Source organism: Burkholderia sp. MSMB0856 (assembly GCF_001524645.2).
Lineage (GTDB): Bacteria > Pseudomonadota > Gammaproteobacteria > Burkholderiales > Burkholderiaceae > Burkholderia > Burkholderia diffusa.
The window spans coordinates 1,697,029-1,711,974 of the sequence record NZ_CP013428.1 but is presented as its reverse complement, the minus strand read 5'-3'; the positions used below and the strand labels follow the sequence as shown (position 1 = coordinate 1,711,974).

The 14,946-nt window shown below is 67.9% G+C and carries 13 protein-coding genes; 9 read left to right on the top strand and 4 right to left on the bottom strand.

From position 1 onward, the window contains the following. Nucleotides 1-322: 322 nt before the first annotated feature. A complete protein-coding gene (locus WS87_RS25270; protein ID WP_059819403.1) occupies nt 323-1,000 on the top strand; it encodes a response regulator transcription factor in 678 nt (225 codons plus the stop codon). 28 nt (nt 1,001-1,028) lie between these two features. Here WS87_RS25270 and WS87_RS25265 read toward each other — a convergent pair whose 3' ends face one another. Continuing rightward, a complete protein-coding gene (locus WS87_RS25265; RefSeq protein WP_059526701.1) occupies nt 1,029-2,582 on the bottom strand; it encodes a methyl-accepting chemotaxis protein in 1,554 nt (517 codons plus the stop codon). Nucleotides 2,583-2,841: 259 nt separating this feature from the next. Between WS87_RS25265 and panE the strand changes: the two genes are divergently transcribed. From panE to WS87_RS25225, 8 genes are all read left to right on the top strand, one after another. Next, on the top strand, nt 2,842-3,780 hold the full coding sequence (gene panE / locus WS87_RS25260) for a 2-dehydropantoate 2-reductase (RefSeq protein ID WP_059526697.1): 939 nt from the start codon (nt 2,842-2,844) through the stop codon (nt 3,778-3,780). Nucleotides 3,781-4,075: 295 nt separating this feature from the next. Next, nucleotides 4,076-5,035 (top strand): AraC family transcriptional regulator, encoded by a 960-nt coding sequence (locus WS87_RS25255; protein WP_059819402.1) that lies wholly within the window; start codon nt 4,076-4,078, stop codon nt 5,033-5,035. A gap of 118 nt (nt 5,036-5,153) precedes the next feature. Then, complete coding sequence (locus WS87_RS25250; protein WP_059819401.1) at nt 5,154-6,095, top strand: ABC transporter substrate-binding protein; 942 nt, start codon at nt 5,154-5,156, stop codon at nt 6,093-6,095. Further along, nucleotides 6,092-7,678: a sugar ABC transporter ATP-binding protein gene (locus tag WS87_RS25245; RefSeq protein WP_442861411.1), complete on the top strand. Its 1,587-nt coding sequence runs from the start codon at nt 6,092-6,094 to the stop codon at nt 7,676-7,678. Before WS87_RS25250 ends, WS87_RS25245 begins: the two co-directional genes overlap by 4 nt. Further along, a complete protein-coding gene (locus tag WS87_RS25240) occupies nt 7,665-8,672 on the top strand; it encodes an ABC transporter permease (protein WP_059819400.1) in 1,008 nt (335 codons plus the stop codon). The genes WS87_RS25245 and WS87_RS25240 overlap by 14 nt, the downstream gene beginning before the upstream one ends. Nucleotides 8,673-8,718: 46 nt before the next feature. Continuing rightward, nucleotides 8,719-9,807: an alcohol dehydrogenase catalytic domain-containing protein gene (locus WS87_RS25235; RefSeq protein ID WP_059819399.1), complete on the top strand. Its 1,089-nt coding sequence runs from the start codon at nt 8,719-8,721 to the stop codon at nt 9,805-9,807. Nucleotides 9,808-9,841: 34 nt separating this feature from the next. Then, on the top strand, nt 9,842-11,389 hold the full coding sequence (locus WS87_RS25230) for an FGGY-family carbohydrate kinase (protein WP_059819398.1): 1,548 nt from the start codon (nt 9,842-9,844) through the stop codon (nt 11,387-11,389). Continuing rightward, on the top strand, nt 11,386-12,144 hold the full coding sequence (locus tag WS87_RS25225) for an SDR family oxidoreductase (protein WP_059692157.1): 759 nt from the start codon (nt 11,386-11,388) through the stop codon (nt 12,142-12,144). The genes WS87_RS25230 and WS87_RS25225 overlap by 4 nt, the downstream gene beginning before the upstream one ends. 408 nt (nt 12,145-12,552) lie before the next feature. Here the strand turns inward: WS87_RS25225 and WS87_RS25220 are convergent, their stop codons facing one another. The 3 genes from WS87_RS25220 to WS87_RS25210 form a co-directional block, all read right to left on the bottom strand. Further along, the gene (locus WS87_RS25220) at nt 12,553-13,137 is read right to left on the bottom strand and encodes a nucleotidyltransferase family protein (RefSeq protein WP_059526676.1); all 585 of its coding nucleotides are present in this window, start codon (nt 13,135-13,137) and stop codon (nt 12,553-12,555) included. 370 nt (nt 13,138-13,507) lie between these two features. Further along, entirely contained in the window at nt 13,508-14,191 is a 684-nt protein-coding gene (locus WS87_RS25215; protein ID WP_059819397.1) for a Fe2+-dependent dioxygenase, read from the bottom strand. Continuing rightward, a complete protein-coding gene (locus WS87_RS25210; RefSeq protein WP_059819396.1) occupies nt 14,188-14,943 on the bottom strand; it encodes a tetratricopeptide repeat protein in 756 nt (251 codons plus the stop codon). Before WS87_RS25210 ends, WS87_RS25215 begins: the two co-directional genes overlap by 4 nt. Nucleotides 14,944-14,946 lie beyond the last annotated feature (3 nt).

Genomic DNA, 14,946 nt, shown 5'->3' with positions numbered 1-14,946 from the left:
AATGGCGCGCTGCCCCTGGCCGGTCGCCCGGAGTGGCATGCAAAGGCCGCAATTTTACCCCGCGGGCCGTCCGTGCGGCCCGCGCGACCCGCAACGTCGGCCGTCCGGCCGACCCCGGCTGCCGCCGGACGGTCTGACCGGTGCCGATATCAAACTCGTATCACGCAAGCACGGACCAATTCAGACGGCGCCCCATATCCCGGCCGTGCGTTGCTGCCTAGAATGATGTCCGGGATAAAAATATCCCGAACGTTGATTCAATGCCGATCCGCCGTGCACGCATTCCGCGACGTGCGGCCCGGCGAAACTTCTGGGACTGCGCATGGGGAAATTCAGAATTCGCACTGTTTTCGCGTACGACTCGCCGCTGACACTCGCGGGCATGGAGCACATTGCCGGCGACGCGTGCGCGATCGATCTGGTCGGCGTCTCCCGGACCCCGGGCGATCTGATCGAGGCGCTCGGCAGCGTCGACTGCGACATCGTGCTGGTCGACTATCCGATTCGCGGCGACGTGCAGATGGACGGTATCGCACTGTTCGACTGGCTGCACAGCACGCGCCCGAACGTCGGGGTCGTCGCGCTGGTGGGGAACGAGAATCCGGTGATTTTTCGCTCGATTCTCGCGAAGGGCGGCGCGAGCCTCGTCAGCAAGTTCGACGAAGTCGGTCACATCGTCACCGCGATCCATTCGAGCTACAGCGGCGGGCGCTATCAGTCGCCGCTCGTCCGGCGCGCGCTCGATGCGGTCGCCGAGCACGACCAGGCATCGGTGAAACTGTCGACGCGCGAGATCGAGGTGATGCGCCTTTATCTGGCCGGCCTGCCGATCAAGACGATCGCGCAGCGGTTGAACAAGGGCAAGCAGACGGTCAGCGCGCAGAAGATCAGCGCGATGAAGAAACTCGGCGTGACCAACGACATCGAGCTGGTCCAGCGGGCGGCCGGGATGGGGTTCGGCGGTTTCATGACCCTGAGCCGGCCGGGCGGAGCGGGGTAAGCGTGGAAGACGCGCGGAAGAGGCGACGTCAGGCCGGCAACGCGAATCGCGTGACGGCGTCGCGCAGCGCCTCGGCCTGGTCGCGCAGCGAATGCGCGGCGGCCGCGGCTTCCTCGACGAGGGCCGCGTTCTGCTGCGTGACCTGATCCATCTCGCCGACCGCGCGGTTGACCTGCTCGATCCCCGCGCTTTGCTCGCGCGACGCATGGCTGATCTCGTCGAGGATCTCGTTCACGCGCCGCACCGACTGCACGATCTCGGCCATCGTCTCGCCCGCGTGCGTGACGAGCGTCGCGCCGTGTTCGACAGTTTCGTTCGACGATACGATCAGCGACTTGATCTCCTTCGCGGCCGTCGCCGAGCGTTGCGCGAGCGAGCGCACCTCGGCCGCGACCACCGCGAAGCCGCGGCCCTGTTCGCCCGCGCGCGCCGCTTCGACAGCCGCGTTCAGCGCGAGGATGTTGGTCTGGAACGCGATCCCGTCGATCACGCCGATGATGTCGCCGATCTTGTGCGAGCGGTCGGTGATCTCGTTCATCGTCCGCACCACATCGTCGACCACCTCGCTGCCGCGCGTCGCGACCTGCGCGGCCTGGCCCGCGAGCGTCGCGGCCTGGGCGGCGCTGTCGGCGTTCTGCTTCACGTTCGCGGTCATCTGGTCCATGCTCGACGCGGTCTGCACGAGCGCGGCCGCCTGTTCCTCGGTGCGCTGCGACAGATCGGTGTTGCCCGACGCGATCTCGCTCGCGCCGACGTTGATGTTCTCCGTGCCCGTCCGCACGCGCGACACCATGTCGATCAGCCCGTTCTGCATCGTATGCAGTGCATGCAGCAGGCTGCCGCGGTCGTCTTGCTTTACGCTCACGCGCGCGGTCAGGTCGCCCTGCGCGATACGCTGCGCGGCGTCGAGCGCCACTTCGAGCTCGCCGCCGAGGTTCGCGCGCACGCTTTTCAGCACGAGCACCATCACGGCGGTCGCGATCGCGCCGAGCACGGCCGTGATCGCGAGCCAGCGGCCGACGCTCGCGAGCACGGCCGAACGCACGTCGTCCATGTACATGCCCGTCACGAGATACCAGTCCCACGGCGCGAAGCGCTGCACCGCGCTGGTCTTGTCCTGCGGCTTGTCGGCGCCCGGCTTCGGCCACAGATACTCGACGAAACCCTTGCCGCCGTCCACGTTGCCGGCCTTCACGATCTCGACGAACAGATGCTTGCCGTTCGGATCCGTGAAATTCGACACGTCCTTGCCGTTGAGCTCGGTCTTGATCGGATGCATCACGATCGCCGGCTTCGAATCGTTGATCGAGACATACCCGTCGGTGCCGTAGCGCATCGCCGCGATCGCCTCGAGCGCCTTCTGCTTCGCGTCGGCTTCCGGCAATGCGTTCTGTTGCGACAGCTTGTAGTAATGGTCGGCGACGTTCGTCGCCTGCGCGACCAGCGACGCAAGCTGGTCGCGGCGGTCCGTGATCATCGATGCGCGCGTCTGCCATGCGCCGATGCCGGCGATCACGAGCAGGCCGAGCCACAGGATGACGATCATCGAGGCGAGTTTCTGGTTCAGGGAAAGGGTGCGCATGGGTAGTGAGGTCGGTCGGTCGAACAAGCGCGCCGGAACGGCGTGACGGGATAATTCTTTGACGGCGTGAAACGGACGTTGCCGTAGGCGGGAAATCCCTTAGAAACGGCGGCGGCTCGATACCGCCGCGCGCGGTGCGGGTATCTATGCATATACATATTCGGCGTCGCTATACTGTCGGGCGATGGCGGTTGCGCGTCGTGCCCCGACGGTCGGGGCGAACGGCGGCGGCGTCGAACCAATCCGAAAGGAGGCAACGATGCGAATTCTGGTGGTGGGGGCCGGCGCGGTCGGCGGATACTTCGGCGGCCGGCTCGCGGCGGCGGGGCGCGACGTGACGTTTCTGGTGCGCGACGGCCGGGCGGCCGCGCTCGCGCGCGACGGGCTCCTGATCCGCAGCCCGCGCGGCGACCTGACGCTAGCGAACGTGCAGACGCTGCGCGCGAGCGACGCGGCCGCGCCGTTCGACCTGGTGCTGCTCAGCTGTAAGGCGTACAGCCTCGACGATGCGATCGCATCGTTCGCGCCGTTCGTCGGGCCGTCGACGCTGATCCTGCCGATGCTCAACGGGATGCGCCATCTCGACGTGCTGCGCGACCGGTTCGATGCCGCGCAGGTGCTCGGCGGCCTGTGCGTGATCGCGGCGACGCTCGATCGCGAGCAGCGGATCGTGCATCTGAACGACACGGCAGGGCTGTCGTTCGGCGAACTCGCCGGCGGAGAATCGGCGCGCGTGCGCGCGGTGGCCGACGTGCTCGGCGGCGCGGGTTTCGATGCGACGCTCAGCGACGACATCGCCGCGCGGATGTGGGACAAGTGGGTGTTCCTCGCGACGCTCGCGGCGAGCACGTCGCTGTTTCGCGGTTCGATCGGCGACATTCTCGCCGCGCCGGACGGCCGCCGCCTGCTCGAGACGATGCTCGACGAATGCAGCGCGATCGCCGCGCACAACGGTTACCGCCCCGATTCCGCCGCGGTCGAGCGGATGCAGCGGATGGTGCTGACGCCGTCGCCGCTGACCGCGTCGATGCTGCGCGACGTCGAAAACCGCGCACGGGTCGAAGCCGATCACGTGATCGGCGACCTGCTTGCGCGCCGCGACCCGCAGGCGGCGGATGCGTTGTCGTTGCTGCGGATCGCGTACAACCACCTGAAGGCGTACGAGGTGCGTGTCGCGCGGGAAAGCGCGGCGGCGTAGCCGCGGCAGCGGCCGTCGTCGACCCGCCTGGCGGCCGTGTTGCGGTGCGCGCGTACGTTCCGCCGGCGCTCGGTCGGCGAGGTGCCGCACTGCACAATTTTGCGTTTCGCGCCCCTTTCTACCCGCAACCCGCAAAAAAGTATCGAAAATCAGGCGTAAAGTTGGTGGAGCCGCGCACGCGATCGACCTACATTGCTTCCCATGCGACCGGTCGCGTTGCCGCACGACTCACGCGGCGAACGAGGCGAACCGCCGAGCGGCCCGGCCAGCGAGACATGGGAATGGAGACGCCAGGATGATGCATCCCGATCTGGAAGTGGTCGACGTGCGACGCGACGAGTCGTTCAAGGTCTGGTCGCACGGCTATCCGTATCGCACGATCCGCTGGCATTTCCATCCCGAATTCGAACTGCACCTGATCGTCGCGACGAGCGGCAAGTATTTCGTCGGCGACCATATCGGCTCGTTCGGCCCCGGCCATCTCGTGCTGCTCGGCCCGAACCTGCCGCACAACTGGGTCAGCGACATGGCCGAAGGCGAAACCGTCGAGCGCCGCAATCTGGTGATCCAGTTCGATCCGTCGTTCGTGCGCCGCTGCATGGACGCGTTTCCCGAATGCCGCGACGCGCAGGCGCTGCTCGACGACGCGCGGCGCGGCGTCGGCTTCGACGACGACACGAGCGCCGCGATCGCACCGCTGTTCGACGAGCTGCTGACCGCGCGCGGGATGCGTCGCATCGCGCTGTTCATGACGATCCTCGAGCGGTTGTGCGGCGCGGCCGAACGCACGCTGCTCGCAAGCCCCGCGTACGACCAGGCGCACGTGACGCCCACGCGGCTCAGCCACGCGCTGTCGTATATCGGCAAGAATCTCGCGTCCGAGCTGCGCGAATCCGATCTCGCGCAATTGACCGGGCAGAGCGTCAGCGCATTCTCGCGCGCGTTCCATCGCCATACCGGGTTGCCGTTCGTCCAGTACGTGAACCGGCTGCGGATCGAATCCGCATGCCAGATGCTGCTCGCCGACGACGCGAACATCACCGACATCTGCTTCCAGGCCGGCTTCAACAACGTGTCCAACTTCAACCGCCAGTTCCGCGCGGTGAAGGGGATGGCGCCGACCGAATTTCGCGCGCTGCAGCGGTTGAACGCACGCAGCCGCGAGCTGGCGCTGCATGCGGCGCCCACCGGCAACCCGATGCCGCCGCGCGTGGTCACGCCCGATGCACGCGGGCTCGTACCGCAGCCCGGATGATCGCCGGGCGTTCGCCCGACTGACTTTTCCTTGCCGTTTCACCCAGCCCATCGCGCCGTTCGCGTCGCGAGGGGCTCGCTCACCCACGAAAAAACCGCACATATCCGGAGACACCGTCATGACGCACGCATCGCCCGCTTCATCCCGCCGCCGCGCCGCACGCATCGCGGCCGTTGCCGCGGCAGCTGTCGCAGCCTGGTTCCCGATGGTCACGCATGCGGCGCCGCTGCGGATCGGCATGACCTTCCAGGAGCTGAACAATCCGTATTTCGTGACGATGCAGAAGGCGTTGAACGACGCGGCCGCGTCGATCGGCGCGCAGGTCGTCGTGACCGACGCGCATCACGACGTCAGCAAGCAGGTGAGCGACGTCGAGGACATGCTGCAGAAGAAGATCGACATCCTGCTCGTGAATCCGACCGATTCGACCGGCATCCAGTCGGCGATCACGCAGGCGAAGAAGGCCGGCGCGGTGGTTGTGGCCGTCGACGCGAACGCGAACGGCCCGGTCGATTCGTTTGTCGGCTCGAAGAATTACGACGCGGGCGTGATGTCGTGCGAATACCTCGCGAAGGCGATCGGCGGCAGCGGCGAGGTGGCGATCCTCGACGGCATTCCGGTCGTGCCGATTCTCGAACGTGTGCGCGGCTGCAAGGCCGGCCTCGCGAAATTCCCGAACGTGAAGCTGGTCGACACGCAGAACGGCAAGCAGGAGCGCGCGACCGCGTTGTCGGTGACGGAGAACATGATCTCCGCGCATCCGAACCTGAAGGGCATCTTCAGCGTGAACGACGGCGGGTCGATGGGCGCGCTCGCCGCGATCGAGGGATCGGGCAAGGACATCAAGCTGACCAGCGTTGACGGCGCGCCCGAGGCGATCGCGGCGATCCAGAAACCGAACTCGAAGTTCATCGAGACGACTGCGCAGTTCCCGGCCGACCAGGTGCGCATCGCGCTCGGCATCGCGATCGCGCGCAAGTGGGGTGCGACGGTGCCGAAGGCGATTCCGGTCGACGTGAAGGTCGTCGATCGCGGCAACGCGAAGGGATTCAGCTGGTGAGCGACGCGCAACGCGACGTGAAGGGCGGCGGCGCGGCCGACGCCCTTCGCACGGAGAAGCCGATGGACACGATACTGACGCTCAGTCACATCACGAAAAGCTTTCCGGGCGTGAAGGCGCTGTCGGACATTCACCTCGAGATCGCGCGCGGCGAGATTCATGCGCTGCTCGGCGAGAACGGGGCCGGCAAGTCGACGCTGATGAAGATCCTTTGCGGGATTCACCAGCCGGATACCGGCACGATCGAGATCGACGGCAGCGCGCGGCATTTCGCGAGTTATCACGACGCGGTCGCGGCCGGTGTCGGCATCGTGTTCCAGGAATTCAGCCTGATTCCGCACCTCGATGCCGTCGACAACCTGTTCCTCGGCCGCGAGCTGCGCACCCGCTGGGGCGTGCGCGATCGCGCGCGGATGCGGCGCGTCGCGGCCGGCATCTTCGCGAGGCTCGGCGTGACGATCGATCTCGACGCGCCGCTACGCACGCTGTCGGTCGCGCAGCAGCAATTCGTCGAGATCGGCAAGGCGCTGTCGCTCGACGCGCGCATCCTGATCCTCGACGAACCGACCGCCACGCTCACGCCGGCGGAGGCAGAACATCTGTTCTCGATCATGCGCGAGCTGAAGCGGCAGGGTGTCGCGATGATCTTCATCTCGCATCACCTCGACGAGATTTTCGCGGTGTGCGATCGCATCACGGTGCTGCGCGACGGTCAGTACGTCGCGACCACCGACGTCGCGCGCACGGACGTCGAGCAGCTGGTGCGGATGATGGTCGGCCGCCGGCTCGAAAGCAGCTTCCCGCCGAAGCCGGCGCGAGCCACGGATGCGCCTGCCGTGCTCGAAGTCGACGCGCTGCAGATCGAGCGCAACGGCCCGGTCAACCGCTTCGCGCTGCATGCGGGCGAGATTCTGGGCTTCGCGGGGCTCGTCGGTTCGGGCCGAACCGAGACCGCGCTCGCGGTGATCGGCGCGACGCGCGCGCACCGCAAGGACGTGCGCGTGCGCGGCGCGGCGGCGAAGCTCGCCGATCCGGCCGACGCGCTGCGTGCGGGCATCGGCCTTCTGCCGGAGAGCCGCAAGACGGAAGGGCTCGTCACGTCATTCTCGATTCGCGACAACATCTCGCTGAACAACCTCGGCAAGTACCGGTCGATGCGCTGGCTGATCGATCGCCGCGGCGAAGCGCGCACGACGCACGACGTGATGCGGCGCGTCGGCGTGAAGGCGCCGTCGATCCACACCGAGGTCGCGACGCTGTCCGGCGGCAACCAGCAGAAGGTCGTGATTGCGCGCTGGCTGAATCATCACGCGACGGTGCTGATCTTCGACGAGCCGACCCGCGGCATCGACGTCGGCGCGAAAGCGGAAATCTACGGGCTGATGCGCGAACTCACCGCGCGCGGCTACGCCATCATCATGATCTCGTCCGAGCTGCCGGAGATCGTCGGCATGTGCGATCGCGTCGCCGTGTTCCGGCAGGGCCGCATCGAGGCGACGCTCGAAGGCGACGAGATCGATCCCGACACGGTCATGACCCATGCCACGGCCGGCACGCGAGGAGCGACCCATGAACCTGCCTGATTCTTCTTCCCCGTCTTCCCCGACACTCGCGGCCGCGGCCGGCGAGATGCCGCCGCCGCGCGCGATGTGGACGCAACTGCGGCGCTCGACGCTGTTCTATCCGCTCGTCGGGCTGATCGTCGTGTGCATCGCGATGATGATCGCGAGCCCGAGCTTCCTGTCCGCCGCGAATCTCGAGAACGTGCTGCGCCAGGTGTCGATCAACGCGATCATCGCGGTCGGCATGACCTGCGTGATCCTGACCGGCGGGATCGACCTGTCGGTCGGCTCGGTCATGGCGCTGTCCGGTACGCTCGCGGCCGGGTTGATGGTCGCCGGCGTGAATGCGGTCGCCGCGCTCGCGATCGGTATCGCGGTGGGCTTCGGGTTCGGTTTCCTGAACGGCGTGTTCGTCGCGTTTGCGGGGATGCCGCCGATCATCGTCACGCTCGCGACGATGGGCATCGCACGCGGCCTCGCGCTGATCTATACGGGCGGCTATCCGATCGACGGGCTGCCCGACTGGGTCGCGTTCTTCGGCAGCGGCAAGGTGCTCGGCATCCAGGCGCCGGTGCTGATCATGCTGGTCGTCTATGCGATCGCGTGGCTGCTGCTCGATCGCATGCCGTTCGGCCGCTACGTGTATGCGATCGGCGGCAACGAACAGGCGACGCGGCTCACCGGCGTGCGCGTGGCGCGCGTGAAGCTGATCGTCTACACGCTGGCCGGGCTCACGTCGGCGCTTGCCGCGATCGTGCTGACCGGGCGCCTGATGAGCGGGCAGCCGAACGCCGGCGTCGGCTTCGAACTGGACGCGATCGCGGCCGTCGTGATGGGCGGCACGTCGATCTCCGGCGGGCGCGGCGCGATCCTCGGCACGCTCGTCGGTGCGTTGCTGCTCGGCGTGCTCAACAACGGGCTGAACATGATCGGCGTGAACCCGTATGTGCAGAACGTGATCAAGGGCGGAATCATCCTGCTCGCGATCTACATCAGCCGCGAACGGTCGCGGTAACGATTCATTCATCAGACATCCGAATCATCAACGGAAGAGACAACTCATGACGACACCCGAAGCCCAGCCGCGCATGACCGCGGTGGTTTGCCACGGCCCCGAGGATTACCGCGTCGAGCAGGTCGCGCAGCCGCGCGCGGGCGCGAACGAGCTCGTGATCCGCATCGCCGCGTGCGGGATCTGCGCGAGCGATTGCAAATGCTATACAGGCGCGAAGATGTTCTGGGGCGGCCCGAGCCCGTGGGTGAAGGCGCCCGTGATTCCCGGCCATGAATTCTTCGGCTACGTGGAAGCGCTCGGCGACGGCGCGGCCGAGCATTTCGGCGTCGCACTGGGCGATCGCGTGATCGCCGAACAGATCGTGCCGTGCGGCAAGTGCCGCTACTGCAAGTCCGGCCAGTACTGGATGTGCGAGGTGCACAACATCTTCGGCTTCCAGCGCGAGGTCGCCGACGGCGGGATGGCCGAGTACATGCGCATTCCGCCGACGGCCATCGTGCACCGGATTCCGCTCGGCGTGTCGCTCGAGGATGCGGCGATCATCGAGCCGCTGTCGTGCGCGATCCATACCGTGAACCGTGGCGACCTTCAGCTCGACGACGTCGTGGTGATCGCGGGCGCGGGCCCGCTCGGCCTGATGATGACGCAGGTCGCGCACCTGAAGACGCCGAAGAAGCTCGTCGTGATCGACCTGATCGACGAGCGGCTCGAACTTGCGCGGCAATACGGCGCGGACGTGACGATCAATCCGACGCGCGACGATGCGCGCGAGATCGTCCGCGCGCTGACCGACGGCTACGGATGCGACGTGTACATCGAGACGACGGGCGCGCCGGTCGGCGTGAACCAGGGGCTGGAACTGATCCGCAAGCTCGGCCGGTTCGTCGAGTTCAGCGTGTTCGGCGAGGACACGACCGCCGACTGGTCGATCATCGGCGATCGCAAGGAGCTCGACGTGCGCGGCGCGCACCTGGGGCCGTATTGTTATCCGGTCGCGATCGATTTGCTCGCGCGCGGGCTCGTCACGTCGAAAGGCATCGTTACGCACGGCTTCGCGCTGGAGGACTGGGACGAAGCGATCCGCGTCGCGAAGTCGCCCGAATCGATCAAGGTGCTGCTGAAGCCGGCGCGTTGAACGCCCGCTCGTGCGATCTCTCACCGGAGACATCATGGAATACGTGATAGGCGTCGACATCGGCACGCAGAGCACCAAGGCGCTGCTCGTCGACCGGCATGGCACGATCGTCGCGCGCCGTTCGGCCGGCTACCAGCCCGACACGCCGCGCCCGCTGTGGGCCGAGCAGTGGCCGCAGGTGTGGTTCGATGCGGTGCTCGACTGCATCGCGGGCTGCGTGAGCGACGCGCGCGCGCACGGCGTGCCGGCCGACGCGATCCGCGCCGTGTGCGTGAGCAGCCTGTATGGCGGCTCCGGCATTCCGGTCGACAGCGACATGCGGCCGCTGCACCCGTGCCTGATCTGGATGGACCGGCGCGCGACCGCGGAGGTCGACTGGGTGAACGAGAACGTGAACGTCGAGCGGCTGCGCGTGATCACGGGCAACGGCGTCGACAGCTACTACGGGTTCACCAAGATGCTGTGGCTGCGCGAGCAGCGCCCGGACGTGTGGGCGAACGTGCGTTATTTTCTGCCGCCGAACGCGTACGTGATCTATCTGCTGACCGGCGAAGTCGCGGTCGACCACAGTTCGGCCGGCAACATCGGCGGCGTGTACGACGTCGCGCGCCGCGAGTGGTCCGACGATGCGCTCGACATGCTCGGCATCCCCGCGACGATGATGCCGGAGCGGCTCGTCGAATCGACCGACGTCGTCGGCGGGCTGCTGTCGCAATGGACGGAACGGCTCGGCCTGCCGGCCGGCACGCCGGTCGTCGCGGGCGGCGTGGATGCGGCCGTCGCGACCTTCGCGGCCGGCGCGACGCGCACCGGCCAGCATGTCGCGATGATCGGCACCAGCATGTGCTGGGGCTACGTGAACCAGCACGTCGATGCGCGGCACGGGCTCGTCAGCATGCCGCACGTGTTCAACGGTCAGCGCGATCTGTACGTGTTCGGCGGCGCGATCACGGCCGGTGCATCGGTCGCGTGGTTCCGCGATCAGTTCTGTCATGCGGAGATCGATGCGGCGCGATTGCTGCCGCACGGCGACCCGCACGTGCTGCTCGAGGAGGCGGCCGAAAGCGTGCCGCCCGGCGCGGACGGCGTGCTGTTCCTGCCGTACCTGATGGGCGAACGCAGCCCGGTGTGGGACGCGAAGGCGAGCGGCTCATTCGTCGGGCTGAGCCTCGCGCACACGCGCGCGCACCTGTATCGCGCGGTGCTCGAAGGTGTCGCGTTCGCGCTGCGGCACAACATCGAGGCCGGCCGGCGCGGCGCGGCGGCGCTGGACGACCGGTTGATCGTCGTCGGCGGCGCCGCGCATTCGGCGCTGTGGATGCAGATCATCGCGGACGTGACCGGTTTCCCGGTATGGACGATCGAGCAGGACGTCGAAGCCGCGATGGGCGCCGCGCTGCTCGCGGGCGTCGGCGCGGGGCTGGTGTCGCACGACGACGCGCAGGGCGGCTGGGTCACGCTCGTCGAACGCGCGCGTCCCGATGCCGCGCGCGCGAATGCGTATGCGGCGCGCTTCGCGCTTTACACGGCGTTGTATCCGGCACTCAAGCCGATCATGCACGAACTGCGCACGTCATCATGAAGACACGATTCGATTTCAGCCGTGCGCGGGTGCTCGTCACCGGTGCGTCGAGCGGCATCGGGCGCGCTTGCGCGGTTGCGCTGGCCCATGCCGGCGCGCGGGTCGTCGCGGCGGGGCGCGATGCGGCCGCGCTCGATTCGCTGGCTGGCGAGATCGCATGCGAAACCTTGCGCATCGATATCGGCGGCGACGAACACGCGATCGATGCGGCGCTCGCCGTGCACGACGCGTTCGACGGGCTCGTCAACTGCGCGGGGATCGCGTCGCTCGAACCGGCGCTCGAGGTGAGTGCGGCGCACTTCGATCGCGTGATGGCCGTCAATGCGCGCGGCGCCGCGCTGGTCGCGCGGGCCGTCGCGCGGAAGATGATCGAACGTGCGGGGCGAGGCGCGGCACGCGCGCGGGGCAGCATCGTCAACGTATCGAGCCAGGCCGCGCTCGTCGGCCTGCCCGCACATCTGAGCTATTGCGCATCGAAGGCGGCGCTCGACGCGATGACGCGTGTGCTCTGCATCGAACTCGGCGCGCACGGAATTCGCGTGAACAGCGTGAACCCGACCGTCACGCTCACGCCAATGGCGCAGTTCGCGTGGAGCGAGCCGGAGAAGCGCGCGCCGATGCTCGCGGCGATTCCGCTCGGGCGCTTCGCGGAGCCGGACGAGGTGGTCGAGCCGATCCTGTTCCTGCTCAGCGACGCGGCGTCGATGATCAGCGGCGTGTCGCTGGCGATCGACGGCGGGTACACGGCGCGGTAGCAGACGGACGCTCGCGGCGGCACCGGCACGGCCGGTGGCCGTCGCGGGTCGGGGCGGACGCCGGCTAGACAGGGTCCTTGCTTGGCGGTCCGTCGGGTTGCTGCGGGTTGTCGTGAGGATGCCCCGGCGGTGGCGGTGACAACGGATCGTCTTCCGGATCGCGGTTCGGGTCGGCCGGGGGCTCGGGCATCGGGGTCGTGTGGTCCATGAGGAACTCGCGCAATGCGTGGCGGCGGTGGCGCGGCGGGCGCGCCTCGTCTCCGTTATAGGCAATCGGGCGGGTGTTTGCAGCGGGATTCTCGCGGCGGCATGCGGATTGCCGGCGACATGCGAGCCTCTGCAGGTATCGCGCCGGATCGCGCGAATGCCGGCATCCACGATGTGCGGTGCGGCCGGCGCGCGCCGATGTCAGCGCAGATCCGCGGGCGTGTCGACGTCGCGCAGGATGCCGGGATCGTCGACGCCGAGCAGGTTGACCGGTGCGCTCGCGAACAACGCGCGGGCGCCCGTATCGCCGTCGAGCGCGGCCAGTGCATCGTAATGGTGCGCGGCGAATCCGACCGGATGACCGCGCACGCCGCGATGAACGGGGGCGACGATCGATGCGTCGTCGGCGTCGAGCGCGCGCGTCACCGCTTCGTAGGTGGATGCCGCGATCCAGGGCATGTCGCCGAGCGCGACCAGCCAGCCGGTTGCTTCCGGCGTCGCGCGGACGCCCGCTGCGAGGCTCGCGCCCATGCCGCGCATCGCGTCGGGCGCATAGACGACCTGGCAGCCCGCTTCGTTCAGCAGAATCGCGAGTTTTTCCGCGCCGGGACGCACGACGGCGATCACGTCGGCCGTGGCCGCGGCGAGGCGACGCGCGGCCGCGACCGCAACCGGCGTGCCGTCGGGAAGCAGCGCGAGCAGCTTGCTGTGCAGACCGCTTGGGTCGAAGCGTTGACCGAGACCGCCGGCGAGCAGGACGCCGGTGGCGAGTGACGCATAGGACATCGGCGCGGGGGGAGGAAGGCAGGTGGCCCGATTGTGCGGGAGCGGGCGGGGATCGGCAAGTGCGGATGTTACCGATGCGGGGGCGTTGTCGTCGGAAAGAATGTCGGCGGGTGCGTTCGTTGCGGAAGGTTCCCTGGACGAGGCGTCATATCGCGGGCGATTCAACTTGCATCACGGCACAATGGCGCTCGCCGGACGACCCATGCCAACCATTCCGACGGTAATCGATGAAACCGTCGCCGGTGAATGCGGTGCAAGGCGCGTCGTCCGTCGTCGGCGATTTCGTTAGATGAATGCTGGCGCGCGGGGAGCGGGGCGATGGCCCGTGCACTTGCGCATGGCGCGTGCATAGCGGGCGTGATCGCCGCGACTACGCATCCGCCCACTTCCTCAACAGGTTGTGATAAATCCCCGTCAGTGAAATGACCATCGGATCATTCGCGCCTTTTTCCGCCGACAACGCCTGAATCTGCGTATCGAGCTGAAACAGCAACGTGCGATCGCCGTCGTCGCGCACCATGCTCTGGATCCAGAAGAACGACGCGACACGCTCGCCGCGCGTCACGGGCGTCACCCGATGCAGGCTCGACGCCGGATACAGCACGAGATCGCCCGCCGGCAGCTTCGCGCGATGCACGCCGTACGTATCTTCCACGCACAGCTCGCCGCCGTCGTACGCGTGCGGTTCCTCGAGAAACAACGTCGCCGACAGGTCGCTACGCACGCGAAAATCCGTGCCGCGCAGCAGCCGGATCGCGTTGTCGACATGCGTGCCGAACGCCTCGCCGCCTTCGTAGCGATTGAACAGCGGCGGAAACACCTTCAGCGGCAGCGCCGCCGAAAAGAACAGCGGATGTCGGGCCAGTGCATCCTGGATGGCATCGCCGACCGCGCGCGCGACCGGCGAACCTTCCGGCAACTGCCGGTTGCGTTTCGCGAGCGCCGACTGCGTGCCGGACGTCGCGTTACCGTCGACCCAGTCGGCGGCATCGAGCATCTCGCGGCATTGCGCGACCTGTGCCTGGGTCAGCACGCCGGGGATATGAAGCATCATGATTCGGATTCCATGCCATGAGACGGCAACTGCAGCGCCGCCGCGCGCAACGCGTCGAGCGGCGACGACGCGAGATACGCGCGCATCTTCGCGACGAACGCGGGGGTGGCGGTGGCCGGCACGCGCGCCAACCAGACGAGAGCTTCGTCGACGCGCCCGCGATCGGCGAGCAGCCGTGCGTAGTTGAACTGGCCGCGAAAATCGCCGGCCTCGGCGGCGCGGCGATAGTGGTCGAACGCGGCGTCGACATCGACGGCCACGACCCAGCCGTCCTCGTAGAAGCCGCCGATCAGGTTGATCGATTTCGCATGGCCGAGCGCGGCGGCGCGGCGAAACCAGTCGAGCGCGGCGGCGCGATCCTCGGCGACGCCGTTGCCGAGCGCGAGCGCCGTCGCAAGGTTGTACATGCCCCAGTCGAGGCCGGCCTGCGCGGCGAGCCGGTACCAGTACACGGCCACCGGCGCGCAGGCGGCCGTCCCCCAGCCGAACTCGTAGCAGCGACCGAGCATGTTCATCGCCATCGGGTGACCGGCCCGCGCCGCATGCCGGAACCAGCCGAATGCAGCGGCCGGATCGCGCGCGACACCGTGCCCGTCGAGCAGGTACTGGCCGTAGACGGCCTGCGCGTCGACGATCCCGTTGTCGGCAGCCGCCGCGACCCACGCGGCGGCGCGCTCGGGCGGGCCGGCCAGGATGTCGGCGAACGCGCGCGGCGACACCGACGCGAGCGCCTTCAGCGAGACGGTTTCCATCGA

Excerpts from the sequence above, each read along its gene's own strand:
- WS87_RS25270 (WP_059819403.1), top strand. The coding sequence starts at position 323 with ATGGGGAAATTCAGAATTCGCACTGTTTTCGCGTACGACTCGCCGCTG.
- WS87_RS25265 (WP_059526701.1), bottom strand. The coding sequence starts at position 2,582 with ATGCGCACCCTTTCCCTGAACCAGAAACTCGCCTCGATGATCGTCATC.
- panE (WP_059526697.1), top strand. The coding sequence starts at position 2,842 with ATGCGAATTCTGGTGGTGGGGGCCGGCGCGGTCGGCGGATACTTCGGC.
- WS87_RS25255 (WP_059819402.1), top strand. The coding sequence starts at position 4,076 with ATGATGCATCCCGATCTGGAAGTGGTCGACGTGCGACGCGACGAGTCG.
- WS87_RS25250 (WP_059819401.1), top strand. The coding sequence starts at position 5,154 with ATGACGCACGCATCGCCCGCTTCATCCCGCCGCCGCGCCGCACGCATC.
- WS87_RS25240 (WP_059819400.1), top strand. The coding sequence starts at position 7,665 with ATGAACCTGCCTGATTCTTCTTCCCCGTCTTCCCCGACACTCGCGGCC.
- WS87_RS25235 (WP_059819399.1), top strand. The coding sequence starts at position 8,719 with ATGACGACACCCGAAGCCCAGCCGCGCATGACCGCGGTGGTTTGCCAC.
- WS87_RS25230 (WP_059819398.1), top strand. The coding sequence starts at position 9,842 with ATGGAATACGTGATAGGCGTCGACATCGGCACGCAGAGCACCAAGGCG.
- WS87_RS25225 (WP_059692157.1), top strand. The coding sequence starts at position 11,386 with ATGAAGACACGATTCGATTTCAGCCGTGCGCGGGTGCTCGTCACCGGT.
- WS87_RS25220 (WP_059526676.1), bottom strand. The coding sequence starts at position 13,137 with ATGTCCTATGCGTCACTCGCCACCGGCGTCCTGCTCGCCGGCGGTCTC.
- WS87_RS25215 (WP_059819397.1), bottom strand. The coding sequence starts at position 14,191 with ATGATGCTTCATATCCCCGGCGTGCTGACCCAGGCACAGGTCGCGCAA.
- WS87_RS25210 (WP_059819396.1), bottom strand. The coding sequence starts at position 14,943 with ATGGAAACCGTCTCGCTGAAGGCGCTCGCGTCGGTGTCGCCGCGCGCG.